This window comes from Actinoplanes sp. NPDC051411 (genome assembly GCF_040682075.1).
Taxonomy (GTDB): Bacteria; Actinomycetota; Actinomycetes; order Mycobacteriales; family Micromonosporaceae; genus Actinoplanes.
The window spans coordinates 1-24,457 of the sequence record NZ_JBFBAD010000143.1 but is presented as its reverse complement, the minus strand read 5'-3'; the positions used below and the strand labels follow the sequence as shown (position 1 = coordinate 24,457).

Genomic DNA, 24,457 nt, shown 5'->3' with positions numbered 1-24,457 from the left:
TTGTTGGGTGTGTCCCCCCCGGGCGCGGCCCCGGCTCACCCCGGGTGGCACCCCCCGCGGCGCGCCCGGGGGGTTCGCCCCCGCGCGGGGGCGCCCCCCCCCCGGCCGCACGGGTCAGGCCGCCGCTCGGGAAACTTCCCCGGGCACCGGAATCGCGTGGGAGACCAGCCAGGTCTGCACGACATGCGCCAGCCGCTCCCAATTCGGGTCGAGCGTCACGCCGTGACTGAAGCCGTGTCCGTAGTGATAATCGGCGCCCAGGAAATCCGCCATCCGACGGACATCGGGGGCCGGCGTCAACTGGTCGAGCTCGCCGGACACCATGAGAATCGGCCCGGATATCTTCACCGGATCGATGCTGACGCGATTGTCGCCGACCGCTTGCTCGACCGCCCTCGGCGATTCGGCGACCAGCATCTCGTAATAGGCCCGCGCCTCGTCGTCGTCGTTTCCGCCGAAGAACAGTTGGCGGGAGATCTCGAACGGCGGCGGCCCCCACATCGACGCCAGATCGAACGGGACGTCGATCGGCGGGGGTGAAACCTCACCGGGCGCGGCCGGCGTCAGCAGCACCAGGCCGGAGTGGGGATGGCGTTCCACGTACTTCAGGGCGGCCAGCGAGCCCATGCTGTGGGCGATGATGACCGGCGGGGTGTCCAGCTTGGCCGCGACGGTCTCGATGTCGGCGGCGACGTCCTCCAGGGGCCGGCGCACCGCGTCCTGCTCCGGCAGCGGCGCCGATCGCCCGTGGCCACGCCAGCTCAGTGCGTGAGTCTGCCATCCGTGGCCGGCGAAGTAGGCACCGTAGTGGTCCCAGCACCAGGCGCCGTGGCAACCGCCGTGCACCAGCAGCAGTGGTGCCGCGTGCGTGCGGTGCTCCGGGTCGGTCCGTTGCACATGGATCCCGTCCACCTCGTAATCACTTTTTTCGATCACTGCTGTTCAGCCTCCAGCGTTGGATTAATGATGAATAACATCGACTCCGACTAGTTCGCGGGCCAGTCCACGAACGGGTACTCTCGGGACTCCCCTACGGCATCCGGGCGCAACTGTGACCGTCTCGGACCGTGGGTCAATAAATCGTTGAAGTCGCCTGGTCGTTTGAACCGAAATCGTTCAGGCCACCCAGACCGTTTTGAGATTGCAGAACTCGCGGATGCCTTCCACCGACAACTCGCGGCCGTAGCCGGACCGCTTGACACCGCCGAAAGGAAGCTCCGCGTAGGAGGTCGCCAGGCCGTTGACGAAAACGGCACCTGATTGCAGGAGGCGGACAGCGACGTCGATCTCGTCCTGATCGGCACTCCAGAAGGCCGCGCCCAGCCCGAAATCGATGCCGTTCGCCAGGGCGAGCGCGTCGGTGAGCGAGGCCACGCGGTACAGCGAGGCCACCGGACCGAACGCCTCCTCGGCGAACAGCCGCATGTCCTCGGTGATCCCCGCGATCAGGGTGGGCGCGTAGAACCAGCCGTGCGCTTGCCCCGGTCGCCGGCCGCCGACGACGATCTGGGCTCCCTTGGCGCGGGCGTCCGCCACGAGCTCCTCGAGGTCGGAGCGGCCGGACTCGGTCGCCAGTGGGCCGATGTCGGTCGTGGGGTCCGCGGGATCGCCGACGGTCAGGGACTTCAACCCGGCGGCGAACTTTCCGGCGAACTCGTCGTAGACGTCGTCGTGCACGATGAACCGCTTGGCGTTGATGCACGCCTGACCGTTGTTGAGTGTGCGGGCCTTGACCGCGCTCGCGGCGGCGGCATCGATGTCCGCGGAGGGCATCACGATGAAGGCGTCCGAGCCGCCGAGCTCGAGCACGACCTTCTTCAGTACGTCGCCCGCGGTGGCCGCGACGGCCCGTCCGGCACTCTCCGAACCGGTCAGCGTGACCGCCGCGACCCGGGGATCCCGGATGACCCGGGCGACCCGGGACGAGCCGATCAGGAGCGTCCCGAACGCTCCCTCGGGGAAGCCGGCCCGGGTGAAGAGATCACCGAGGTAGACGGCCGTCTGCGGCACGTTGGACGCGTGCTTGAGCACGGCGGCGTTGCCGGCCATGAGAGCGGGCGCCGCGAACCGGACGACCTGCCAGATCGGGTAGTTCCAGGGCATCACGGCGAGTACGACGCCGAGCGGCTCGAATCGTGTGCCGGCGGCCGAGGCTCCCACCACCGACGGGTCGTCGAGGGAGCGACCGGTCAGGAAGGTCTGGGCGTGGTCGGCGTAGTAACGCATGGTGTGGGCGGACTTCGCCACCTCGGCCCGGGACTGAGCGACCGGCTTGCCCATTTCGCGGGTGATGTTCCGGGCGACCTCGTCGAGCTCCGATTCGAGGAGGTCGGCCGCGGCACGCATCCATTGGGCGCGCCGAGGCAGCCCGGCGTACGCCAGGCCGGTGACCGCCCCGCGGGCGATGGCGAGTTTGCGGTCGACGGTGTCGTCGCTGTCGTCCTCGAATGTGGCGAGCTCGGTGCCCGTGGCCGGATTGACGCTGCGGAGGCGTGCCATGATTCGCTCCTGGTGGTCTGGTCGGGACGGGTCAGGACGGGTCGCGGCCGCCGTCGCTGTTGATGACGACGCCCGTGACGGCCCGGGCCGCCCGCGGGTCGGCCAGATAGACGAAGGCCCCGGCGTGGTCCTCCGGAGTCGGAGTGATCTTGAGGCTGGTGCCGGCCGCGATGCGCTCCTCCCGGCCGGCCCGGGAGTCGACGGTGCGCTCCTGCTGGCCGAGCGCCCTCAGCCCGGAGAAGCGGGTGCCCGCGGTGCCGCCCGGGGCCACCCCGTTGACCCGCACCTGCGGGGCGAGGTCGGCGGACAGGTGTTGCACGACGCCGCGCAGCGCCCACTTCGAACTCCCGTAGAGCACTCCCCCGCCGACCGGGTGAAAGGCCGACTCCGACAGCGTGAGCGTCACCGATCCCCGGCTGTCCCGCAGCCGCGGCCATGCCGTGCCGACCGCGACCAGGGCGCTGAGGACGTTCACCCGCCAGATCTCCTCGGCGGCCGCGATCAACTGCGGCATTCCAAGCTCGCGAACGGACACGTAATGGTCGAAGACACCGACACAACAGGTGAGCTGGTCCAGACGGCCGCCGGCCGCGACCGCGGCCTCGACCGCGGTCGCGACGATCTCCGGCGCGGTCGCGTCCCCCTCCACGACGTGCAACGGCCGGTCCGCGCCGGCCTGGCGTAGCCCGGCGGCATGTTCCGGGTCGCGCTCGATCGCGGTGACGGTCGCGCCCTCCCCCAGGTAGGCCAGCGCGGTCGCCCGGCCGATGCCGGAGCCCGCTCCGATCACCAGCATGCTGAGGCCGCTCAGGCGCGGGCTCATGGTGCGGGCCGCCTCGACAACAGCTCCGAGATCAGCTCCGGCTCCTGGAAACTGAGGCAGTCGAGGGCGACCGCGTCGAGCCGGATCCGGGTGCCCCGGCGCGGCGACCAGATGTCCAGTCGCATGCCGTTGCGGGTCTCGACCTTCCGGACCACCACGTCAGCGAACTCGTTGGCGATCACGATGGGGCCGTCGTTCGAGTCCCGCGGGTAGTCGGCGACGTCGCCGAGCGGCGGACGGTCGATGCCGGGCTGCTGGGTGATCTCGTCCACGTCATACCTCGCTAAACCAGGATGGACAGGTTGTGGGCGTTGATGAGCGCCTGATCGAAGGCCACCCACCGGCGGGCGAGCCGCCATCCGGCCGAGGTGAGGCGGACGATGTCCTTGCGGGCGAGCGAGTAGCAGCTCGGGTCCGGGTTCGTACCACGGCTGCGGTAGATGAAGCAGTTCGACGAGACCCGGTACTCGTCCGGGTTCTCGCCCTCGTCGACCAGCACGTTGGTCACGAAGTGCCGGGTCCGGGAGGGCGGCTGCTCGGCCCAGGCGAAATCGGTCTCCAGCCGTTGCACCCGGATCTCCAGGGTCTGCCGGTCGTCGTCGAAGATCCGTGACGTCGGCGAGAGCTCCCAGGCGGCGAGGCCCTCCCGGTTCACCCGCACCGGCGCCTCGTACCGGATGTCGTCGGCCAGCATGGCCAGCCAGTCCCGGAAGCGGCGTTCGTCGAGCGCCATGGTCTCCCGGTACATGAACTCCACGATCTCGCCGACGGTGTCCCGGTCGACGCGGCTCGTGCCCATCAGGCCTCCCCGGCCAGGTAGTCGCCCCACCGGCTCCACAGGTTCCGGAAGTTGGTGTCGTTGACGTACGGGACGACGGCGTTGCCGGGGCCCGGGAACTCCGGGTCCGGATGGCTTTGCATGCCCATGGCGTACGGGAAGTCGACGTCGCGGACCATCGTCATCCCCGCGCTCTGGGTGACCTTGGTCCAGTTCTCGAAGTCGTCCTGCTCGAACGTGCCGGCCTGCCCGAACGCCAGCGTGTAGGCGCGGTACGCCTCGGTCTTGTACTCCGCGGAGGCGTTGCGGGGAACCAGGCACCAGGAGTACATCTCCATCCGGCCCGGGCCCACCGGGTGGTAGAGCCGCATCGTGACGAAGCGGACTCCGGTTTCCCCAGGCGTCACGCTGAACGGCTGCATGAGGAAGGAGAGGTTCGGGAAGACGGTTCCGACCGCTGTCCGCGTACGGGCGAAGACCTCGGCCTGCTCCACGCTGAGGGCCTCCTTCATCTCCGCCACCAGTTCGTCGGGGAAACCGGCGAACGGCGGGAAGTTGGGGCTGTGGCCGAGCCCGATTCCGTGGCCCTTCCCGGGGATGTTGACCGCCCAGCCCTGACTGTGGGTCGAGCCCGAGGACGGGAAGTAGCCGAGGTGGAAGCCCCACTGGTGGGCGACCGGCGTGTGGTAGCCGTCGCCGGCGAAGTTCTCGGCGCAGATTTTCCAGTCGGTGTCCGCGAGCCAGTGGTCCGGTGGTCCGTGGACCTCGACGCCGCCGAGCCCGTGCTTCAGGTAAAGGTCCAGGTAGAACTGGAAGCCACCGAGGTACTCCTCGAGCGAGGGCGCCTCCGGGTCCAGGCACCCGAACACCAGACCCTCGTAGGAGTCCACCCGGACCCGGACCAGACCCCAGTCCGTACGCCTGAGCCGCCCCTCGTAACCCTCTTTCAGGTACGGCACGCCCACCAGCTCGCCGGAGTTCTTGTAGGTCCAGCCGTGGTAGGAACAGCGGAAATGGGAGGCGTTGCCCATCTCCGCCTTGCACATAACGTTGCCGCGGTGCCGGCACATGTTCAGGCTGGCGTGGATCACGCCGTTCTCGTCCCGGGCGACGATGAGGTTGTTGTTGCCGATGGACCTGGTCACATAGTCCCCGGCCTCGGGGATCTCGCTCTCGTGGGCGAGAAAGCACCACGCCTTGGCGAAGAGCTCCTGCTGTTCCAGGTCGTAGACAGCCTGATCGTTGAAGGCCCGGGCCGGGAAGCGGCCGTCGGCGATGCCGGCGCGGGTTCGCTCGACCCACGTGGCGAGGGACTGGGAGTCTGGGCGCGGGGTCATCGCGTCACACCTGGTTCGCTGCCGGCTTCGCGGCGCGCTTGCCGAAACGCTGCTCGATCTCGACCCGGATCTGCTGGTAGCGCTGCACGTGCTCGGCGGTGGTGGCGACATGTTCCCGCGGAACCAGGTCCTCGGTGTACGGCGGACGGCACTTGCCGACGTTGATGTAGCCGGCGCCGTTCACCCGGATCTTCTCCAGGGGGATGTTGTACTTGGCGAACTCCATGAAGTCCTGCCCGACCAGGAACGGCTCGTGCGCCCAGCGCAACCGCTCGGTCAGCCAGCGGGCGTCCTCCATCCGCCCCTGCTGAAGGGCGTCCCGCAGCTCCAGCACCGGTCCGGGGCCCATCGCGGTGGTCGACGACCAGGCCATGCCGACGAGCTCCTCCCCGTACATCTGCCACGCCGGGAACCAGTCGGTCTCGATCGACATCAGCGGAAAGCGGGTCCCGGTGTGCGCCATGTCGTTGTGGTAACGGAAACCGACCGACGCACCGCCGGCGTACTTGACCGCCACCACCTGGGGAAGCTCGACCAGCGTCCGGTACACCCGGCGCGGGATGATGCCGCGGAAGGCGGCGGTGTTGTCGTAGACCACGATCGCCAGCTCGGGTACGGCGGTGGCGACGTCACGGTAGAAGCGCTCCATCACCGGCGCGACCATCTCGCCCCACATCGGCCGGCCGAGCAGCGTGCCGGTGATGCCCAGGTCGGCCAGGTACCGCATCCGGGAGACGGTGTCGCGCGTGTTCAGGGTGGTGGTGCCGATGAAGATGGGAAAGTCGGGGTCGATGCCGCGCGCCGTCTCGGCGACGCAGGCGGCGAAGGCCTTCCACTCCTCGAGGGTGAGGGTGGCCATCTCGCCGAGCGTGCCGTTGAGCGCGATCGCGTCGACACCGTCGCCGATCAGGTTCGTGATCATCCGCTCGGTCTCGGCCAGGTCCACTGTGTCGACCGCGTCCACCCGGTCCGCGCCGGGCAGCGCCGGGGTCGGCGGGTAGGCCATCACGCCGCGCATGTCGCGACCGGTGACCTTGGGCAGCTTGCTCATTCGAACTCCAATTTGTCGTTGTGATGGGGGCAGCGGTCACAGCCGGGCGGCCGCGACCCCGGTTCCGGTGAGCCAGGCGGAAACCGGCTCGTAGGCGAGGACGTCGAAACCGACTCCGGCCGCCCCCGCGGCGACGAGCCAGGTTCGGATCTCGTGGGCGCCGTTGCCGGCCCGGTCGATCTCCTCGCGGGTGTACGCCGTCAATCGCTCCCGATCGCCCGACTCCAGCCGGGCGATGAAGTCACGGTCGAATTCCTCGTTGATGTCGCCGGCCCCGGGAAGACCTACCCAGTGCGACAGTCCGCCGGTGGCGAGTACGACGACCCGCTCCGCACCGGACTGGTCCTCGACCGCCCGGCGGATCATCCTTCCGAAGTCGTAGCAGCGCTTCGGCGTCGGCCACGGCGGGTTGACGCCGTTCACGATCACCGGAACCAGCGGGTACCGGGATTCGGGGTCGAGGTGCTTGAGCGGGACGCAGAAGTTCTCGTCGAACTCCAGCCCGCCCTCGACCAGCGCCGGGTCGAATTCCGCGCCGAGTGCCGCGGCGTACAGGTGGCGGCCCAGGGCGGCGGCGCCCGGGTAGTGATGCTGCTCGACGTCGAGGAAGGCCGCCATCTCCGGGGTCGCGGGCCCGAGGTACGAGTCGCCGGTGGCGATGGCGAACGCGGGCAGGTTGCCGAGGTGGAAGTTGGTGAAGTGCTCGACCGACACCGCGATCACGGCGTCCGGCTCGAGCTGCTCGACGCGGCGGCGCACGTCGGCGAACGCGTTCTCCACTGCCACCCGGGCGTGCTGCGGGGCCCGCTCCGGCCACCCGGTGATGCCGGGTGAGTGGGAAGCGGCGAAGGCACCGACGATCCGGCCGTTCGTGGTCATCAGGGCTTCCCTCCTCGGATCTGCGCGTAGTACGCCGCGCGGTCCACCTCCAACTGGATCGCGCAGAAATACAGCAGGTACGGGTTGACGCCGTGCTCGTACATCGATTTGAAGTCGAGGTTCCTCATCCACGTGCGGTACTCGCCGTCGATGGCGTAGTCGTCGAGCACGGTGTCGGGGTCCGACCGGAAGCGCCCTTTGACCTCCGGGTTCCGGCGGATGTCCCAGAGCAGTCGATGAACGGCGTACATGTGATCACCACCATCCTGTGGTCCGGGGAATTCAGCCGAGCCGGTGGACGAACCAGTCCGCCAGGCGTGCGGTCGCCACCGAGAAGTAGTCATAGCTGCAGTGCAGCGAGCCGGCCCCGTCGTAGATGTCGACGGTCACGTCGTCGCTGGTCAGCGCGCTGACGAAGCGGCGCGCCCCGGCGATGTCCATGATGATGTCGTCGGTGCCGTGCATCACGTAGACCGGGATGCTCAGCTTGTCGGCGACCCCGTCGAGCGTGAACTCGGCGAGCTTGCGGCGCGCCTCGGCGTCGTCCTTGGAGCCGGTCAGCCACTGCAGCTGCTGCTGCAGGGGCGGGTAGAACTCGTAGAAGTCGGTGAGGATGCTCCAGGTGCCGCACCAGGCGGCGACCGCCTTCACGCGCGGCTCGAAGGCCGCGGCCCGGGGAGCGTAGTAGCCACCGAAGCTGACGCCGGCGAGTCCGATGCGGTCGGCGTCGACCTCCGGGCGCTGCTGAAGGAAGTCCAGAATGGCCGCGACGGGGACCTCGTAGTCCGGCCGGCTGTAGAGCTGCTTGAAGCGCAGGGAGCTGCCGCGTCCCGGGGTGTCGACCATGACGACGTTCACCCCGCGGGCGGGAAACTCGGTTCCACCGAGGAAATAGAGCTCCTCGGCCCAGGAGTCGGCGCCGCCCAGGAACAGCACCGTCGGCCGGGGCGTACCCGAGTTGTCGGCTCGCACGAAGTAGCCGTCCATGGTGACACCCTCGAAGGGGACCCGGATGCGTTCGATGAGCCCGTCGGTGAGTTCGGCCGCCTTCTGGAAGTTGGTCGTGCCGTTCGTGTACGCCTGCTCGCGGCGCGGGTCGAAGGACGGCAGGAAGAACTCCGAATGCCGCCAGTAGCTGCACGAGCGCTGCAGGGCCCGGCGGGCGGTGGTGATGTCGCCGCGCTCGAGCGCCGCCTCACCCGCCGCGGCGACCTCCTCGGCCGTACGGCTCCATTCGCGCTGCCAGACCTCGCCGTCGGTGGTCGTCGGGCCGATGCGGGCAGCCGTCCGGGCACACTCGAACAGATCTGCGCCACCCACGGCGACCTGGGCGAGCAGCCGCATCGTCTGCAGCGACCAGTCCTCGTCTTGTGGGAACAGCTCAATGATCGACAGGGCGTCGTGGTTGTCGATGGTCGTCATCTGAGTCCTTCGGTGAGAAGCGGCAGTACCGGGCGTGCGGTGGTACTGGATGTCAGGGGGCAAGGGTCCCGGCGACCACGTCGGGGAAGGGTGCGCGCTCGGCGATTGCCTGGCGCAGAGCGGCGAGCCGGCGCGGGGCGTTGACGCACACGGCGCCGCTCACCACGCCCCCGCGGCCGAACACCGCGACGAGCGTGCGTCCGCTCTCGGCCAGAATCTCCACGTCGTCCCCGGACGACGGCCGGCCGACGCAGCGCAGCTTCGCGTCGTACTGGTCCGTCCAGAAGTACGGCACGGAAGTGAAGGGGCGTGGATCGCCGAGCAGGGTGGCCGCCGCGTGGCGGCCCTGTTCGACGGCGTTGGTCCAGTGCTCGATACGCATCGGCTCACCGAACGTTCCGTTGTGCCATCGGGCGACGTCGCCGGCGGCCACGACGCCGGGGATCTCGGTCGCCAGGCTCGGTTCGCAGAGGATCCCGTCACCGACCGGCAATCCCGACCCGGCCAGCCAGGCGGTGGTGGCGGTCGCCCCGACGGCCACGAGCAACGCGTCGGCGGCCAAGGTCTCGCCGCCGGCCAGCCGCACCAGCGTGCGGTGGCTCGACTCCTCGATCCGTTCGACGGCCGTGGAACAGAGGACCCGGACGCCGTGCTCCTGGTGCCGCCGCTGGAACCACTGCCCGACCGCCGAGCCGAAGGCCCGGTTCATCGGGGAGGCGGCGACATCGACCACCGTCACCTCGACGCCGAGTCCCCGCGCGGTGGCCGCCGCCTCCATGCCGATGAACCCGGCGCCGATGACGACCAGGTGCCGGGCACCTCGCAGTGCTCGGACCAGCCGCTCGGCGTCGTCCAGGTTCCGCAGTTCGAGCGCGTTGACGAGGGTCGAGGTCAGCGCGGATCGGCGCGGCGACGAGCCGGTCGCGATGACCAGACCGTCATAGCCGACGGTCGTGCCGTCGTCGAGCACGACCACGCGTTCCCGGCTGTCCAGCCCCGTCGCGGCATGCCCGAGTCGCAGGGTGACGTGGTGATCGTCGTACCAGCCCGACTCCCGCAACGCCAACGGCCCGTGCCGCACCTCGCCGGTCAGCGCCTCCTTGGACAGCGGCGGGCGGGTGTAGGGCAGGTGGCGCTCCGCGCCGACGAGCACGAGCTCGCCGTCGAAGCCACGCGCCCGGAGTTCCTCCAGCGCGCTGACTCCCGCCAGCGAACCGCCGACCACGACGATGCGCCTCACGGCCCCGGCTCCTCGACCCGGATGGCCTGCGCCGGGCAGCACCGCGCGGACGACTCCGCCTTCGCCCGAAGCCGGTCGTCGACGACGGTCAGGCGCAGGACCGCCCGGTTCTGGTCTTCGTCGAAGTCCCAGATCTCCGGAGCCTCGATGAGGCAGTTGGCATAGCCCTGGCACTTCGCCGGGTCGAAGGTCACATGGAGGGGCATGGCCCACTTCCTCCTCACAGAATCGGTCGCACAGAATCGGTCGCACAGAATCGGTCGCACAGCGGTCCCACAGATCGGTCCTCAGTGGCCGGTGGCGGCCAGGTGCGGCATGTCGGGCTCGACCCGGACGAGGCGTGCCGCTCGGGGGGTGTTGCGACTGGTCAGGTTGCGCAGCACGCCGCCGGTGACGACCGCGGTGATTCCGGGAATGTCGCCGATGGACAGCGCCCCGAGCGCGTCGGTGGCGGTGGATCCCCACGGCGCGTCCATCACGATGACGTCGGCCGCCGATCCGGCCCGCAGGAAACCGGCCGGCAGGTCCCAGACGCGGGCGTTGTTGCCGGTGGCGGCGGCCCAGACCCGGGCCGCGTCGATGCCGGACAGGGAGGAGAGCTCGGCGACCGTCTTGATGACGCCGAGCGGCATGACCCCGGTTCCGGTCGGCGTGTCGGAGCCGATCACGACGCGGTCGAACCGGTCTTCCGCCTGGCACTTCTCGATGATCCGCACCGCCGACCGGAGATTGCCGGCCTGCACCAGCTGCAAGGCCATCGCGGTCTCTTCGATGATGGTGTCCACCCCGGCCGCCGGCAGCGACGTGGGGCCGCCGTTGATGTGACCGCAGACGTCGGGGGCGAGGTGCAGCAGGTGCTCCGGGGTGATCGGCTGGCTGCCGGGAATGCTCGCGCCGCCGGAGTGGCACATCACCGTGATGCCGTGGCGCTGGGCCGCGCGTATCTGGTCGTACCCGTCCGCCGGGTTCTCGTAGAGGCCGAACCCGAACTTCGCGAGGCGGACTCCGGCCTGCTCGAGTTCGGCGAAGTCACGGTCGGTCAGACACGGTTCCAGGACGACGGCCCCGGCATGCACCGTCATCCCGCCGGGCCGGAAGTTGGCGAAACAGGACCGGGCGGCGATGGCCAGAGCCTTGACCCCGACGGCATCGTGCGGCCGTCCCGGGGCGTGGATCTCGCCCGGTGACACCACGCTGGTGATACCGCCGTGCACGTAGCTGGCCAGGAAGTCGACGGTCTTCTGCCGGGGCGTGTAGTCGCCGAGCACCACGTGGCAGTGCGAGTCGATCAGACCTGGGGCGATCGTGGCGCCCAGCGCGTCGATCACGACCTCGCTGGCCGCCACCCGCTCGGCCAGATCCTCTTGACGGCCGACCGCGGTGATCAGACCGTCGACGGCGAGCACGGTGTCGGCATCCGCGATGACGGGCCGCTGGTAGTCACCGGACAGGACGGTGCCACCGCCGACAATGGCGATGCTGGTCAACGGTCACGCCCCGTCCGAGTCGTGGGCGGTCGCCTCGGCGACGGTCAGACCGCCGACGCGGGCGTTCAGGCGGCCGCGGTTGGCGACCGCCGCGATGATCACCAGCTCGTCGGGGCCCGGTGCGTCCGCGAGGTGCACGGTGATCGCGTCGTAGTGGCTTCGGACCCAGATCTCGTCCTTGAACGCCAGCGGTACGTCGATGGTGGTTCCGGGCGCGCCTGCCTTCGTGACCGACGTGATCCACGCCTTGCCACCGCCGATCGCCTTCCGCAGGGCGTCACCGAAGGCCGAGGTCAGTGCGGCGTTGACGTGCTCCTGCTCGCCGCCCGTGCCGACGACCCCACCCTTGCCGTAGCTCTGCGGTGCCGCACCGAGCAGGCGCACCGCCTCCTCGCCGAGCAGAGTGCCGATCTCCCGCGACGCCTCGACGATCTCCGACAGGTCGGCGACGTAACCACGGCCGGCCAACGGATTGTTCACCACCGCGCAGACCGCGACTTTCCGGAGCGGACCGTCAGCGTCGCTTCGGCCGGCAACGGACCGAACTTCTTCGATCTGGGCGAAAGTTCTTCGGACAGCCAGTGAGCTCACGGCGCTTCCTCCATGACGGGTCTTCCTGCTGCCGGCGCGCCGGCGATGAGGAGAACCCTAGGAACGGCCGTGTCGTCACACAGTCCCCGTTCGGGTGTATTGGGCCCGCGCACGCCGGCTGACCCGCCCCGGGGAAACAGCGATGCCGGCTCCCGTCTCCGGCAACCGGCCGGATCGCCGCGGCACGACCGAGGAGAAGGTCTTCATCATCCTCAACGTCGCCCTTGAGCAGCACACCCGAGTTCCGAGGTCGCCGACCGACTGGCCCGCGATGTCGTTGGAGCGGCGCCCTGTTCATCGCCGGAGGTGGCATGTCGGCGGGCCACGCTCGGCCTCGCAACCGTTTCGCACCCGGAACCGCAACCGGTCCGCACCCGGCACAGCGCAGTCTTGGGGATCTCCCCGATCGCTGCAAGGAGTGTGCTCGTGCGTCTACGCCCCATCGCCGTCGCCGCCGTTCTCGCGGCTGCGGTCACCGTTCCCGCCACCACCGTGACCACCGCAGCCCTGGCCGCCAAACCGGCGGCCTCCCCCACAACCAACAAGGCGAGCACCAAGCCCACCAAGCCGGTCAAACCGGCCAAGCCCGTTAAGGCGGCGTTCAGCGCCAACGGCACCGTTGCCGCGCTCGACACCACCGCCGGTACGGTCACCGTCGCGGCGAAAGCCGGGACCAAGGACGTCAAGGGCAAAACCATGACCATCACCGTGCCCGCCTCCAGCCGGATTCAGCTCAACGGTGCCCGCAAAACACTGGCCGCCCTTGCCGCCGGGTACCGGATCACCATCACCGGAACCCGCACCGGCAGCGTCTACACGGCCGCCCACATCGAGGCCACCAGGACCAAACCGGCACCGGCCCCGTCGAGCAGCACCCCGGCCCCGGCACCGAGCGACACCCCAACGCCCGAACCGACCGACTCCACCACGCCGGACCCGAGCGCCACGACGACACCGACGGCGGGCTCGGGCACCTGACCTGCCGCCCGACGGCTTTCCGGCCGGTCGGGCCACGACGAGCTGCCCGTCACACGACCGTGTCCTTCGAACGACTCATCGGTTCCTCGCAGCTATGCCTGGCGCGTACGGCTGGGATACCTTTCCGGCATGCAGATCGGGGTGCAGGCGGCCGTGCCGGTGTTGTACGTGCGCAGCGTCGAATCGGCCGAACAGTTCTACGCGCTGTTCGGATATGCGCCGCTGCAGTCCGGTCGTGACGGTGACGCTCGCTGGTCATACCTGCAGGCCGGCGAGCAGACATTGCTGCTGGCATGCGTACAGCCGCCGTTGATTCAGGCCGAGCTACCCCTGTTGATCTACCTTTACGTGACCGACCTGGCTGCCCTCCGTGAGCGGCTGAACAGCACCGGCCATCCCCATGAGCTGGTCGGCCAGCCCGAACACGCCCCCGGCGGCGAGATCCGGACCCGTGACCCGGACGGCAACGTCGTGCTGGCCGGCCAGCGATCCGCCGCCGCCGGCCACACAACGCGGCCCACCGAGCCGCGGGCCCGTTTCTCCTTGCTCAGGGAGGCGGCGGAGGCGGTCAGCCGCCGCGGCGGTGCGCCCTCCTCGTGCCAGATCGGCGAGGCCGACGGCAGTCCCTGTCCGCTCCCGGCGGAAGTGAAGCTGGCCGACCCGTGGGGATCGACGGTGTGGGGCTGCCTCGCGCACACCGAAGAGGCACTGATCAACGCTCCCGCGGCGTTCATCGCCACCGACGACGCGCAAGGACTGGGTCCCTGGCTCAGCCACCGCACAGCAACCCGACCAGATCCGGGAAGTACGCCACCAGAGGCTTGAAGGAACGCGACGGCAGCGCAACGCCGTTCCCCATGACGAACGCTGCCGCCCCCGGACGGTCGACCTGCGGAGATCTTGATGCGATACGGCGCGGTCGACGTGTACTACCCGCCGTCCGGTGGTGCGCGAGCCGCTCTGGTGGTTGCTGACGATCCCACGTTCGCCACGGTGGTCGACGAACGCGTGGCCTGGCTTGCGTACGTCACTGCGTACGAGCCCGGCTCGTTCTTTCGCCGTGAGCTGCCGCCGACGCGGGCTGTCCTGGACGGCGTGCGGGATCTTGGCCTGTTGATCGTGGACGGCTATGTCGATCTGGACTCCGACGGGCGGCCGGGTCTGGGGGCTCACGTGCACGACGAGACCGGCATAGCGGTGATCGGGGTGGCCAAGACCGCCTTCCGCACCGCTACGCACGCCGCGGTCGTGCGCCGCGGCGTCGCCACGCGACCGTTGTACGTCACCGCCGCCGGCCTCAGTCTCGAACACGCCGCCAACCTGGTGGCAGCCATGACGGGTCCACACCGGCTACCTGACGCACTGCGACGCGTCGACCGCCTGTCCCGAGTGGTTGACCAAACGACGGCGGCTGATTAACCACCTCCGACTTTGCCGGTGAGGTTACGCGGGGACCGTGTTGCCGATGTGGCCCTGGCCAGGGCACTGCGGGCCTCAGCCAGACGTCTCGAAACCGCTCGGACCGAGGCAGATCCCGTGTAGTCGATGGTCGGGAGCCCGACTTCACGCAAACACGACCAATCGCGCCGCGCCTCTTGCGGGAAAGCGCTTGCCGGTGCAGTTTGGAGTACCTGAGTGGCACGTCGGATCAAGGAGGCAGCATGGCCCGGTGGGGTTCAGGCGCGCTGGGGTCTGCCCGTGGCAGGGGCCTGCCCGCGCTCGTCGTCGCGGTCACGGTCGCCGCCGCGGTCACCTCCGGCGCGGCCGCCCGAGCCGCCGGCGGTCAAGGGGCAGCGCCGCGCGGCCTTCGGGTGCCCGCCCTGGCCTACGACGACGAAAGCGTCACGTTGGCGTGGCAGCCCCCGCCGGGCGCGAGCGGCGTCGTGGATTACCGGGTCTACCGGGACGGCGTGCCGGTCGGCACGGCCGGGCAGGCGGCGGCCGGGCCGGCGAGCGGCTACATCAAGCGGTTCTACGCCGATCCGGGCAACGGCGCGCAGGTGCGCATCGCCACGACCAGCTACACCGCGCACGGGCTGCGGCCGAGCACCAGATACCGGTTCTCGGTGCGGGCACTCTATGCCAACGGCACCGAGTCGGCGGCCAGCGCCACAGTCGAGCAGTCCACCGCCGCGCCGCTGAAGGTATACAACGTCGTCGACTACGGCGCGGTGGGCGACGGCACGACGCTGAACACGGTCGCGATCCAGAGTGCCATCGATGCCTGCCGTGGCGGCTGCAAGGTGCTCGTGCCGGCCGGCACTTTCAAGACCGGGGCGATCTGGCTGCACAGTGACATGACCCTGCAGGTCGCGTCGGGTGGCCGGCTGCTCGGCTCCGACCGGGCCGAGGACTATCCCTACCACTACCTGCTCTACCAATACTCCACCGACGAGCGGTTCTACTCCCTGATCAACGCCCACACGTACGACTACGGCAGCCTGCACGACATCCGCATCGTCGGGCCCGGCACGATCGACGGCAACGGCTGGAAGCAGACCGGCGTGGACGCCGACGGCAACCCGCTGTACGCCAAGGGCAGCGCGTCGACGGTGTCGAGCACCGGCGTGCTGGCCGCCGCCCAGGTCGTCGAGGCCGCGGCGCTGGGCAGCCCGTCGCCGTATCCGACCCGTTCCAACCTGATCACGCTGCGCGGGGTGACCCGCGCCTACCTCGGCGGCTTCACCGCGCAGAACCCGTCCAACCACACCATGTCGCTGATCCGCGACAAGGACGTCACCGTCGACGGGGTGAATATTCAGACGCTCGACGTCAACAACGGCGACGGCGTGGAGTGGATCAACAGCCGCGGCCTGACCGTCATGAACACCGTGTTCAACACCGGAGACGACTGCATGAACTTCGCCGCCGGCCTCGGCGCGGCGGCGAGCAACGACCCGCCGTCCCAGGACGCCTGGATCTTCAACAACTACTTCGCCCGCGGCCACGGAGCCGTCGTGCTGGGCAGCCACACCGGGGCGTGGATCCAGAACATCATCGCCGAGAACAACGTGATCAACGGCACCGACGTGGGCCTGCGGATGAAGACCGTGCCCACCAACGGCGGCGGCGGGCGCAACGTGGTGTTCCGGGACACCGCGATCAAGGCGACCACGGCCGAGGCGTTCGTCTTCACCTCCGCGTACAACGACGCGAACGCCGCGATCACGGTGGAGCCGGCCGCCAAGCCCGCGCTGTTCGAGCATGTCGAGGTCGACCACGTGACCGTCGACGGCACTGCCGGGCCGAGCATCCACGTCGTCGGAGTCGCCGGCGCCGAGCACCGCGACCTGCACTTCACCGACGTGCGCTTGCGCAACGCCCGGCCGACTTCGATCAGCTACCTGGCCGACAGTTCGTTCCGCGACGTGACCTTCGACAACACTCCCGACCCGTGGGTCATCAGCAACTCGACCGGGCTCTCCTTCATCGGGACCACCACAACCGACGCGGTGTCGGCCAACGCCGCGTCCGGGCCGCGCTGGCCGGCGGGCGCGGCGGTGACGGTCACCGCCGAGACCGGCACGTCGGCGACGCTGGGCTGGCCGACGGCCTCGGACACCGTCGCGGTCGCCGGCTACCGGGTCCTGCGCGCCGGCGCCGTGGTAGCGACCGCGCCCGCCGGCGCGACCGGCGTCACGGTGACCGGGCTGGCCCCGGCCCTGCGGTACGCCTTCGCGGTGCAGGCGGTCGACGCCACCGGCAACCCGAGTCGCGCCCTGCCGGCCACCGCGACGACCGTGGGCACCCGTGACGACATGGCGCCGGTCGCCACCGGCACGCTCTCCGTGGTGCCTGGGTCGGCCGGGTACACCTGGGTGAATCTGACCTGGCAGGCGGCGACGGACAACTACGGCGTGGCCGGCTACGTCGTCACCGCGAACGGCCGGCCCATCGGGCGGGTCGACGGCACGACGACCAGCTTCGTCGCGACCGGCCTGACTGCCGGTACCACGTACAGGTTCGGGTTGAGCGCCGTGGACGCGACCGGCAACAGCACCGCCTATCCGGCGACCGCACAAGCGACCACCCTGCCGCCGTACGACACCGGCGCGCCCACCTGGTCCTCGCCGCACCCTCCATTGAGGATGCACGCGATCAGCCCGACGAGCGTCACGGTGAGCTGGCCGGCGGCCCGTGACGACAAGGGCGTGATCGGCTACCGGGTGCTGGTCGACGAAGTGCCGGTCGGCACGGGCGACTTCACCCCGATCTCCACGACCGTCACCACGACGGGAACCACGTACACGGTCACCGGGCTCGCCTCGGGCACCCGGCACACCATCGCGATCGAGGCAGGCGACGCCATGGGCCGCTGGAGCGGCCCGCACCCCACGGCGGTCGTGACCACGAGCAGGTGAACCGGCCCACCCGGGGGTGACCATGATCCATCCGGTCGTCCCTTCTTGAGCCACTCCACGCCGCGGTGACCGGCAGGGCGCATGCCACATCTGAGTCACACCGAACCTGCGGTGGACAGCCGCCCGAGCCGTACGCCAGATCGCCGAGGAAACCTACGCGGCCGACCAGAAACTTCTGGCCAAGAGCCGAATCGCCGGCAGTGATCCCGTCCGGACACTCGCGGTCGCCCTGCCGTAAGTGCCCAAGGCGGCATCCCCGGTAGGTAATCAGCTGCGTGCACCACCCGCTACGAGCGCACTCCGCGGAAGCGCGCGGATCTAGCCGATGAGCGGACGGGCGTGAGCTGGCTGCGAGGCTCCGTATATGACATCATTGTTGTCATGTCGCGAGATCGGGGTTCCCGACTCTATGAGGTACTCCAGCAGGTCCGGCCCCTCGTACTCAACTCCGCCCGGGTGGTTGAGGCATCGCTGAAGCCCTCGGGCCTGACCGTAGGAATGAGAGCCGTCCTCGAAGTGCTCGCCCAGCACGGACCCGCTACCGTCCCGGCCATCGGCGAACGCTTGGACCTGGCCCGGCAGGGCGTGCAGCGTCACGTCAACGATCTGATCGAGCGGGGCCACGTCGAGAGCCGCACCAATCCCGAGCACCGGCGGTCGGTGCTCATCACACTCACCGAAACCGGCTCCGACCTGATCAACAAAGTCGGCGAAGATGAACTGCAACACCTATCGGGAATGGCCCAGGACTGCACCGTTCAGGAGATCGCAGCTGCGGTCAAGGTTTTGCAGGCCCTGAACCGTGACGTACGCCGGCGAGCACTTCATCTCCACAATCATCAGACGGGAGACGCGAATGGTCAGCGAGCAGGAGATCTACAGCTGGACCAGCCGTAACCGGTCGATGATCGCGGATGTCCTCGCCTCGCTCGACAACGCCGACTGGGACGCGCCGACACTGTGTTCGGGATGGACCGTGCATCACATGGCTGCGCACCTCGTTCAGCCCATGCTCGTCAGCTTTCCCCGGTTCTTCCTTGCCGCGATGCGCTACCGCGGTAACACCGACAGGACCGTCGACCACTTCACCCGACGACTTGCTCGCAGGCCCCCGCCACAGCTCATCGCCCTTCTGCGTGAACACGCCGCCGACAAGGTGAGCCCCGCACGAATCGGCCCGATGGGACCGTTCGCCGAGACCTGTATCCACCTGCGTGACATGGCCAGACCACTGGGCTTGGCCGTCGACGTGCCCATCGAGCACTGGCGCACCCTGCTGGACTACCTCGTCTCGCCCGAAGCGACCCCCGCACTCTGCCCGGCGGACCGGCTGCGCGGGATCACCATGGCCGCAACGGATACCGACTGGGTCTCCGGAAGCGGCCCTGAGGTACACGGCACCATCGAGGCCTTGGCGATGGCCGCCGCCGGGCGACTCGCCGCCGTTGCCGACCTCCGAGGACCGGGCCTGCATCCACTTGCGAGCCGCCTCGCCGGGCACACTGATCTGCCGCGCTGAGCACGTGCGCCAGCCGGCGATCCGCCGGTCGTCGGACACCATCTCCTGGGTTTGAGCCAAATTTACGGCGTGACGGAGTGACAAACCTCCGGCCGCTTCGTCGCACGCTCATGCCGCGATCCGGTCACCGAGGCGGATCCCTGTGCCGGCCCGCGCTGTACGGGCCTGCAACGGCGGTCGCCGGCCCAATCAAACCGTGACGGGTACGCACTCGGTGAGCAGGTTGACGACGTCACGCCAGTTCCGTTGCGCGTGGCGGCGGTGGTAGCCGACGCCGGGGAGCACATGCGCGTCGTCCGGCATCGGGTGGTGGAAGGCGTGCCCGGCGCCGCCGTAGACCACCAACCGCCAATCGACGCCTGCGGCCTGCATCTCGGCGGTGAACGCGTCTCGTTGCGCAGCCGGCATGATCGGGTCTTCCGACCCGACTGCGGCCCACACCGGGCAGCGGATCCGCTGCGCCTCGCCGGGCCGGCCGGTCATCAGAGCGTTGACTGTTCCGATCGCGCGCAGGTCGACGCCGTCGCGCCCGAGTTCCAGCGCGATGCCGCCTCCGGTGCCGTAGCCGATGGCGGCGATCCGGTCGGGGTCGGTGCGCGGTTCGGCCAGCAACACCTCGAGCGCCGCGTGGCCGATCTCCCGCATCCGGGCGGGGTCGGCGAGCAGCGGCATGCAGCGAGCCAGCATCTGCTGGGGGTCGGTCAGGTGGCGTCCGCCGTGGATGTCAAAAGCCAGAGCCACGTATCCCAGCTCGGCAAGCGCATCGGCCCGGCGGCGCTCGACGTCGCTGAGCCCGGGGCCTTCCGGCCCGAGCAGCACCCCGGGCCGGGGGCCGTCGCCGGCCGGGACCGCGAGGTGCCCGATCATCGTCAGACCGTCGGCCGGGTACTCGACCGTGCGGGTGACAACCGTCGTCATCGTCATGGGCGGGACAGTAGTGATCGCCGAGCCTGATCGGACAGCTGTTCTGCCGCTGGCAGAACGCCGGCCCGGACGTTCCAGATCATCGCGTCGCTCGTTCTGCTCCTGTCACCGGCCGGCCCGCTGGGCAGCGGCGCCGGACGGAGCCGCCGCCGGACGCTGCTCGGCATCCACCTGAGCGTCGGCGCGGCGCTGATCTTCGGGCTGCCGGCATTACGCAGCAGACCTGCCGGGAACCGGTACATCGACAAGAACGGGCAAGACCGGGGCCAGATAGAGATCCCATGAAGTTTGGGCACCAGATGTCCGCGACTTTCGGCGCTACATCACCACCGCCAGGTGACGTGATGTTCGTGAGAACCGACACCACCCATAGATCACGACCGCCCCGCGATGCCGACGACTGCTGCAGAGCTCATTCACTCTGCGTTCAAGCGATCATGAAGCGATTCAGAGCTCGAATGCGCGGATCTGCCGAGAAGCGGATGGGCGATCAAGGGTGCCATAGGCGGTGTCTCCAACGGCAGGTCGTGAGGCGGGCGGCCGTGCCGGTGGTCGCGTCTGGTTAGTCGGCCTGGGCGTCGAGGTCACGCAGCGCGAAGCGGAGATGCTCCCACTCTTCGTTGAGTATCACGTTGAGGCCGTGCAGAACGGGCTCCTCGTGCTCCGGAGACCACGCGGTCGGCCGGGGCTCGGCCAGCAGCTGAGGTGTGACGGTCGCGAGGAACTCACGGACCATGGCTTGTCGCTCCGCGCGCACCTCGAGCACGTCGGCGAAAGCCGGTCGCTCCATGGCGAACAGGGACATGTCATAACCGTCGGTCTCGTATTCGGCGTGCGGTTGCCCCAGGGGATGGAACGGGTGCGGCAGCCGCAGGATCGACTTGCCGAGCCACGCATCGGTGGCGAACACGAGGTGACGCAGGGTCTGCGCGAAAGACCACTCGCCGTCAACCGAGAAGTCCACGCTGCCCCCCGCCATCAAGCGAACCCGGTCCACAGCATCAGCCCAGGCCCGCTCCACCGAAGCCCATGCTTTCCGCAGGCCAGCCGGGTCGGTGGCGTGCCGGAGGCTGCGCCCGGGGAACCGCTGGTTGAGCTGGGCCTCGACGAACGGAACGACGTCGACGCCGTTGACCGTCAAGGTGCCGCCTCTCAGCCACGGCGCATCGATCTCGAGCCCCCGCACATCGCCGCCGCGGATCTTCGCGCCCACGAGCATCGACCGCTCGAACCGCGCACCACGCAGGTCCTCATCGACGAACGTTGTCACCTCTTGCCTTGCCATTACGCCTCCCAATGTCGCCGTCGCAGCGGAGGTTAACGCCCGGGTATGACAGAAACAGGGCGCCGCCAGTCGACCTTCATGTCGCTTCGCGTGCTGGCTCCGTCATGGGCACCGACCGTGAGAAGCGGGCAGCCGCTTCTGCCACGTCGAGGGCGTTGGCGCTCTTGCTGGCGGTGACGCACCGTGAGTTATGACTACCTCTTCTGTTTCGGATCAGCCTGCTGTCGTCGTCAACGAGCGTGTGCTGCACGCAGCGGTGGCCGCATATCTGGGCCCGGTACCGCGGTGAGTCCCGGGTGCACACCGGCTCTGACCTCAAGGTGTTCCTGACTTGGTGCACCGGTCAGGCACTTGATCCGCTGAACCTGGGCCGGGCCGAGATCGAACGCTATGTGCGCTGGTTGCAGGAGACCCGCTGCTACCAACCCTCAACCGTACCCGGCGGTTGTCGGTCGTGGTCGGCTTGCGTCATCGACCAGCTATTGGCCCACTCGCCGGCCGACTACGTGAGCCGGCCAAATCGCTTCGACGGACGGCAGGTGCGGTCGCATGTCTCCACCGCCTCGCACGTAATCAATGCGCGCCTGATCCATACTTTAGAGCGTGCCGGGTCGAAGTTTCACATCCCCGGATCAGCGGGCTATCCAGCGTGACGGCGACGCAAGCGGCGGAAGCCGGGAACCCTCCAATGACCTGCTGCCGGCTGCCGAAGCCCGGGTACTAGCGCGGCCCGGCGTCCTCTGGGAGTCTGCATAGGAGCTTCGCGCGGATGCGCCCTTTGCGCGTTGAGGGCCTAGTGCTATGAGGCGGCTGGGACCGGGACGGGGGAGGCGGCCATGAGCCGGGCGACACGCAAGTTGGAGAAGCGTTGCCACACGCTCGGTGTTCAGGCCGAGGAACTGATCACCGGCGGTCAGTACGACGACGCGCTGGCGTGCCTGGATGAGGTACTGGCCGTCCTGGGTGAGCTCGCCGCGGCGGACCCAGCCGACGCCCGGCCGCAGGTCTCTCGAGCTTTGGTCCTGCGCAGGGTCAGCAACCTGCTGTTAGCCAGAGAAGATCCTGAGCGGGCCGTCCGTGTCCTGGATGAGCGAGTGCAGGTCTGCCACGATCTGGCCAGCCGATACGGGCTGGACATCAGGCGAGAACTCGCGAATGTCGACGCGGTGGCGGGTGCGTTGACGGCCCGGCGGGGAAGCGGTGCGGCCGCGGTCGTACTGTTGGACAGCGCGTTGGGTGCCTATTTGCCGTTGCTGGGTGAGTCTGGTGACGAGTCGGACGACGACGCCGAACTCGCGTCGGAGTTTTCCCTGGCGCTGATTAACCAGGCGTCCGTCCTGATGGCGTACGGCGATCCGACCCTGGCGGGTGCCGCGGCTGATAATGCGTTTCGGTTCTATGTCGGCCAATATGGCAAGCCGGGCTGGGACGCGGCCGTGATGGGCAAGATCGCCAAGGCGGCGTCCGCCCTGCTGGCCCGCGTCGGGCGTCTGGACGACGCCGTCAGCGCCGACGAATGCCTGGTCGGAGCGGCCCGCGAGGCCGCGCAGGCCGGCGGATCCGCGGCTGACCGAACGCGGCTGGCCAGTGCGTTGGCGATCCAGGGACTGCACCTCGAGGCCACCGGGATGCAAGGCAGTTCCGAGGCGGCCGTCGAGTGCCTCACCGAGAGTCGCAGGCTGGACCCCGGTGCCACGATGGTGGAAATCCAGGCGTGGGACCAGGCGCAGGCGGAGGCGCCACCGTTGACGCTGGCGATGGCGCTGCGCGCCGCCGCCAAGCGGGTGGGCGACCCTGTCCTGGCCGGCCTGCCCGAATGCCTCACCGGCGCGCCCGACTCGCGAACCTTCAGGATCAGTCGGCTCTGCGAGCCGCAGCGGCTCCCGGAGTACGCGGCCAAATTGGCAGGCATCAGTATTGAGCTCCTGCCGGTGGCAGTCCGGGAGGGGCTGCGGATAGGGCTGGAAGCCCATTACCTATTCGCCGTCGGTCTGCGTGAGAACCCGATCGGAGGTGACCAGATACTCCGGTGGCGTATCACCTGGGTGCGTCTCGTCCTCGAGTGTTGTCGGGTTCTGGTGACCGAGTCGGAACAGCCGTCCGGAATACCCCTGGCGCTGGATCTTGCTGCCTCGAACATCGATAGCATCGACGCGCTGCTCCACGCGATGGATGAGGAGCGCAGGTCGAACGGTTCCGTCCCACCGCCGGACCGGGACGAGTCGGCTCGACTGCTCCGTGACTGCCTGACCGAGCACGCCGAGCTTATCGACGCCCATGGCAACCGGCAGTTTGGTCAACCTCTGCTGCGCAAAGCCGCTGCCCTGGGTGGCCGCATTCGTTGACCGGGCGGGCGTCGAATCGTCGAGCCGCGGTGGTGCGGGCCGGTCGCGGCCTTGGGCGATGCGCACCTGCTCCCGTAGCTCGTCGAGGATGCTCACTTCTGCCGAGTTGAGCGTGTCGTGCGAATGTCGATGCAAGACGTGGTACCGACGTCGAATACTTTGCCCGAAATGCGCGCGCGGAAGAGGCGCCGCTGTGCGAGATTACGCACCAAGTCACGGATTACTTGGGTCACGGACGGACGGTCGTACACGGGCCGTGGGCTGCCGCCGATTGCCGGCAGATCCTTGGACGCTGGTTCGAGTGCGGGCTGATCGAGTGCATAGCCGTCTCCTGGGCAACGAAGGTCCGATCGGACGAGGTCGTCCGTTACGAGTACGACGTGGATTGGCGGACAAGAGCAACAGAGCGCGGCCAGTATTTGGTCTTGGCCCGCGGTGATGCGGCGGCGCTGCTGGATGATCCAGGCGCATGGCGTGCGGACGGCATCGGAGCGGCCGTCATGTTGTGCGAGTCGGACCAGGCCGAAGGGTTGTCGTTCGACGTCTGGTTCGACGAACTCGCCGGACTGCCGGACCAGTTGCTCTACGCACCGGCTGGCCGAAGAGTATGACGGGTGCAGCGCACGGGACACAGACCGAACCGAAGGACGTACTCGTGCGAGGTTGTGGATACGAGCCGTTGAGCAGGTTGCTGTCGCGACCTGATCATGCTTTGCCCGGGTCCATCAAGACGCCCATCTCGTGTTGGCGTGGAAGCCGACTGAAGGCAAGGCGGCGGCCAGCAGCAAGGCCGTCGACGACACCGTCTTCTTCGTCGATCAGGCAAAGCCCAAGAAGGACATCTGTCAAGCCCCGGGTTTGATGGAGAGTTTGTTAGTTGGTTTTGGGGTTGCGGTGACCGGTTGGGTCATCGCGTGTAGGGCTTCGTGTTCGGCGGG

General features: G+C 68.9%; 26 protein-coding genes and 1 pseudogene. 11 read left to right on the top strand and 16 right to left on the bottom strand.

Translation table 11 applies throughout. The features are described from left to right. Positions 1-114: 114 nt before the first annotated feature. From AB0M88_RS45110 to AB0M88_RS45045, 14 genes are all read right to left on the bottom strand, one after another. Positions 115-912: an alpha/beta fold hydrolase gene (locus AB0M88_RS45110; protein ID WP_364112979.1), complete on the bottom strand. Its 798-nt coding sequence runs from the start codon at positions 910-912 to the stop codon at positions 115-117. A gap of 204 nt (positions 913-1,116) precedes the next feature. Then, the gene (locus AB0M88_RS45105; RefSeq protein WP_364112978.1) at positions 1,117-2,499 is read right to left on the bottom strand and encodes an aldehyde dehydrogenase family protein; all 1,383 of its coding nucleotides are present in this window, start codon (positions 2,497-2,499) and stop codon (positions 1,117-1,119) included. A gap of 31 nt (positions 2,500-2,530) precedes the next feature. Then, positions 2,531-3,322, bottom strand: coding sequence for an SDR family NAD(P)-dependent oxidoreductase (locus AB0M88_RS45100; protein ID WP_364112976.1), 792 nt, complete (start codon positions 3,320-3,322; stop codon positions 2,531-2,533). Continuing rightward, on the bottom strand, positions 3,319-3,594 hold the full coding sequence (locus tag AB0M88_RS45095) for a hypothetical protein (RefSeq protein ID WP_364112974.1): 276 nt from the start codon (positions 3,592-3,594) through the stop codon (positions 3,319-3,321). The genes AB0M88_RS45100 and AB0M88_RS45095 overlap by 4 nt, the downstream gene beginning before the upstream one ends. A gap of 11 nt (positions 3,595-3,605) precedes the next feature. Next, positions 3,606-4,121, bottom strand: coding sequence for a 3-phenylpropionate/cinnamic acid dioxygenase subunit beta (locus AB0M88_RS45090; RefSeq protein ID WP_364112972.1), 516 nt, complete (start codon positions 4,119-4,121; stop codon positions 3,606-3,608). Further along, the gene (locus AB0M88_RS45085; RefSeq protein ID WP_364112970.1) at positions 4,121-5,437 is read right to left on the bottom strand and encodes an aromatic ring-hydroxylating dioxygenase subunit alpha; all 1,317 of its coding nucleotides are present in this window, start codon (positions 5,435-5,437) and stop codon (positions 4,121-4,123) included. Before AB0M88_RS45085 ends, AB0M88_RS45090 begins: the two co-directional genes overlap by 1 nt. Positions 5,438-5,441: 4 nt before the next feature. Then, positions 5,442-6,488 carry a dihydrodipicolinate synthase family protein gene (locus AB0M88_RS45080; protein WP_364112968.1) on the bottom strand — a complete coding sequence of 349 codons (1,047 nt, stop codon included), beginning with the start codon at positions 6,486-6,488 and terminating at the stop codon, positions 5,442-5,444. Positions 6,489-6,524: 36 nt separating this feature from the next. After that, positions 6,525-7,367 carry a hypothetical protein gene (locus AB0M88_RS45075; protein ID WP_364112966.1) on the bottom strand — a complete coding sequence of 281 codons (843 nt, stop codon included), beginning with the start codon at positions 7,365-7,367 and terminating at the stop codon, positions 6,525-6,527. After that, positions 7,367-7,618 carry a hypothetical protein gene (locus AB0M88_RS45070; RefSeq protein ID WP_364112964.1) on the bottom strand — a complete coding sequence of 84 codons (252 nt, stop codon included), beginning with the start codon at positions 7,616-7,618 and terminating at the stop codon, positions 7,367-7,369. The genes AB0M88_RS45075 and AB0M88_RS45070 overlap by 1 nt, the downstream gene beginning before the upstream one ends. 31 nt (positions 7,619-7,649) lie before the next feature. Then, positions 7,650-8,789 (bottom strand): alpha/beta fold hydrolase, encoded by a 1,140-nt coding sequence (locus tag AB0M88_RS45065; RefSeq protein WP_364112962.1) that lies wholly within the window; start codon positions 8,787-8,789, stop codon positions 7,650-7,652. A 52-nt stretch (positions 8,790-8,841) separates the two neighbouring features. Further along, positions 8,842-10,029 (bottom strand): FAD-dependent oxidoreductase, encoded by a 1,188-nt coding sequence (locus AB0M88_RS45060; RefSeq protein WP_364112960.1) that lies wholly within the window; start codon positions 10,027-10,029, stop codon positions 8,842-8,844. Next, on the bottom strand, positions 10,026-10,235 hold the full coding sequence (locus AB0M88_RS45055) for a ferredoxin (protein ID WP_364112958.1): 210 nt from the start codon (positions 10,233-10,235) through the stop codon (positions 10,026-10,028). Before AB0M88_RS45055 ends, AB0M88_RS45060 begins: the two co-directional genes overlap by 4 nt. An 81-nt stretch (positions 10,236-10,316) precedes the next feature. Beyond that, positions 10,317-11,516 carry an amidohydrolase family protein gene (locus tag AB0M88_RS45050; protein ID WP_364112956.1) on the bottom strand — a complete coding sequence of 400 codons (1,200 nt, stop codon included), beginning with the start codon at positions 11,514-11,516 and terminating at the stop codon, positions 10,317-10,319. A 3-nt stretch (positions 11,517-11,519) separates the two neighbouring features. Next, entirely contained in the window at positions 11,520-12,107 is a 588-nt protein-coding gene (locus tag AB0M88_RS45045) for an amino acid synthesis family protein (RefSeq protein WP_364112954.1), read from the bottom strand. 426 nt (positions 12,108-12,533) lie between these two features. On the opposite strand from AB0M88_RS45045, the gene AB0M88_RS45040 reads away from it, so the two are divergent. The 6 genes from AB0M88_RS45040 to AB0M88_RS45015 all read left to right on the top strand — a co-directional run bounded on the left by AB0M88_RS45040 (position 12,534) and on the right by AB0M88_RS45015 (position 18,965). Then, positions 12,534-13,085 carry a hypothetical protein gene (locus AB0M88_RS45040; RefSeq protein ID WP_364112953.1) on the top strand — a complete coding sequence of 184 codons (552 nt, stop codon included), beginning with the start codon at positions 12,534-12,536 and terminating at the stop codon, positions 13,083-13,085. A gap of 129 nt (positions 13,086-13,214) precedes the next feature. Beyond that, positions 13,215-13,910: a VOC family protein gene (locus tag AB0M88_RS45035; RefSeq protein ID WP_364112951.1), complete on the top strand. Its 696-nt coding sequence runs from the start codon at positions 13,215-13,217 to the stop codon at positions 13,908-13,910. A 78-nt stretch (positions 13,911-13,988) separates the two neighbouring features. Then, complete coding sequence (locus AB0M88_RS45030) at positions 13,989-14,504, top strand: endonuclease V (protein ID WP_364112949.1); 516 nt, start codon at positions 13,989-13,991, stop codon at positions 14,502-14,504. A gap of 242 nt (positions 14,505-14,746) precedes the next feature. After that, positions 14,747-17,446: a fibronectin type III domain-containing protein gene (locus AB0M88_RS45025; RefSeq protein ID WP_364112947.1), complete on the top strand. Its 2,700-nt coding sequence runs from the start codon at positions 14,747-14,749 to the stop codon at positions 17,444-17,446. Positions 17,447-17,902: 456 nt separating this feature from the next. Then, positions 17,903-18,343, top strand: a complete 441-nt coding sequence (locus AB0M88_RS45020; protein ID WP_364112945.1) for a MarR family winged helix-turn-helix transcriptional regulator — start codon at positions 17,903-17,905, stop codon at positions 18,341-18,343. Next, entirely contained in the window at positions 18,303-18,965 is a 663-nt protein-coding gene (locus AB0M88_RS45015) for a maleylpyruvate isomerase family mycothiol-dependent enzyme (RefSeq protein ID WP_364112943.1), read from the top strand. The genes AB0M88_RS45020 and AB0M88_RS45015 overlap by 41 nt, the downstream gene beginning before the upstream one ends. Positions 18,966-19,154: 189 nt before the next feature. On the opposite strand, the gene AB0M88_RS45010 is transcribed toward AB0M88_RS45015, so the two are convergent. After that, the gene (locus AB0M88_RS45010) at positions 19,155-19,883 is read right to left on the bottom strand and encodes a dienelactone hydrolase family protein (RefSeq protein WP_364112980.1); all 729 of its coding nucleotides are present in this window, start codon (positions 19,881-19,883) and stop codon (positions 19,155-19,157) included. Between the two features lie 72 nt (positions 19,884-19,955). Between AB0M88_RS45010 and AB0M88_RS45005 the strand changes: the two are divergent. Continuing rightward, positions 19,956-20,174, top strand: a pseudogene (locus tag AB0M88_RS45005) (DUF6069 family protein); the annotation flags it as partial. Positions 20,175-20,451: 277 nt separating this feature from the next. Here AB0M88_RS45005 and AB0M88_RS45000 read toward each other — a convergent pair. Continuing rightward, entirely contained in the window at positions 20,452-21,159 is a 708-nt protein-coding gene (locus AB0M88_RS45000; RefSeq protein ID WP_364112942.1) for a DinB family protein, read from the bottom strand. 311 nt (positions 21,160-21,470) lie between these two features. On the opposite strand from AB0M88_RS45000, the gene AB0M88_RS44995 reads away from it, so the two are divergent. The 4 genes from AB0M88_RS44995 to AB0M88_RS44980 form a co-directional block, all read left to right on the top strand. Then, on the top strand, positions 21,471-21,827 hold the full coding sequence (locus tag AB0M88_RS44995; RefSeq protein ID WP_364112940.1) for a hypothetical protein: 357 nt from the start codon (positions 21,471-21,473) through the stop codon (positions 21,825-21,827). A 183-nt stretch (positions 21,828-22,010) separates the two neighbouring features. Further along, entirely contained in the window at positions 22,011-23,519 is a 1,509-nt protein-coding gene (locus tag AB0M88_RS44990) for a hypothetical protein (protein WP_364112938.1), read from the top strand. A 425-nt stretch (positions 23,520-23,944) separates the two neighbouring features. Then, the gene (locus AB0M88_RS44985) at positions 23,945-24,130 is read left to right on the top strand and encodes a hypothetical protein (protein ID WP_364112936.1); all 186 of its coding nucleotides are present in this window, start codon (positions 23,945-23,947) and stop codon (positions 24,128-24,130) included. Between the two features lie 130 nt (positions 24,131-24,260). Continuing rightward, positions 24,261-24,457 (top strand): hypothetical protein (locus AB0M88_RS44980; protein WP_364112934.1); only part of this gene is annotated, 197 nt, incomplete at its 3' end.

Excerpts from the sequence above, each read along its gene's own strand:
- AB0M88_RS45105 (WP_364112978.1), bottom strand. The coding sequence starts at position 2,499 with ATGGCACGCCTCCGCAGCGTCAATCCGGCCACGGGCACCGAGCTCGCC.
- AB0M88_RS45100 (WP_364112976.1), bottom strand. The coding sequence starts at position 3,322 with ATGAGCCCGCGCCTGAGCGGCCTCAGCATGCTGGTGATCGGAGCGGGC.
- AB0M88_RS45090 (WP_364112972.1), bottom strand. The coding sequence starts at position 4,121 with ATGGGCACGAGCCGCGTCGACCGGGACACCGTCGGCGAGATCGTGGAG.
- AB0M88_RS45085 (WP_364112970.1), bottom strand. The coding sequence starts at position 5,437 with ATGACCCCGCGCCCAGACTCCCAGTCCCTCGCCACGTGGGTCGAGCGA.
- AB0M88_RS45080 (WP_364112968.1), bottom strand. The coding sequence starts at position 6,488 with ATGAGCAAGCTGCCCAAGGTCACCGGTCGCGACATGCGCGGCGTGATG.
- AB0M88_RS45075 (WP_364112966.1), bottom strand. The coding sequence starts at position 7,367 with ATGACCACGAACGGCCGGATCGTCGGTGCCTTCGCCGCTTCCCACTCA.
- AB0M88_RS45070 (WP_364112964.1), bottom strand. The coding sequence starts at position 7,618 with ATGTACGCCGTTCATCGACTGCTCTGGGACATCCGCCGGAACCCGGAG.
- AB0M88_RS45065 (WP_364112962.1), bottom strand. The coding sequence starts at position 8,789 with ATGACGACCATCGACAACCACGACGCCCTGTCGATCATTGAGCTGTTC.
- AB0M88_RS45055 (WP_364112958.1), bottom strand. The coding sequence starts at position 10,235 with ATGCCCCTCCATGTGACCTTCGACCCGGCGAAGTGCCAGGGCTATGCC.
- AB0M88_RS45035 (WP_364112951.1), top strand. The coding sequence starts at position 13,215 with ATGCAGATCGGGGTGCAGGCGGCCGTGCCGGTGTTGTACGTGCGCAGC.
- AB0M88_RS45030 (WP_364112949.1), top strand. The coding sequence starts at position 13,989 with ATGCGATACGGCGCGGTCGACGTGTACTACCCGCCGTCCGGTGGTGCG.
- AB0M88_RS45025 (WP_364112947.1), top strand. The coding sequence starts at position 14,747 with ATGGCCCGGTGGGGTTCAGGCGCGCTGGGGTCTGCCCGTGGCAGGGGC.
- AB0M88_RS45015 (WP_364112943.1), top strand. The coding sequence starts at position 18,303 with ATGGTCAGCGAGCAGGAGATCTACAGCTGGACCAGCCGTAACCGGTCG.
- AB0M88_RS45010 (WP_364112980.1), bottom strand. The coding sequence starts at position 19,883 with ATGACGACGGTTGTCACCCGCACGGTCGAGTACCCGGCCGACGGTCTG.
- AB0M88_RS44990 (WP_364112938.1), top strand. The coding sequence starts at position 22,011 with ATGAGCCGGGCGACACGCAAGTTGGAGAAGCGTTGCCACACGCTCGGT.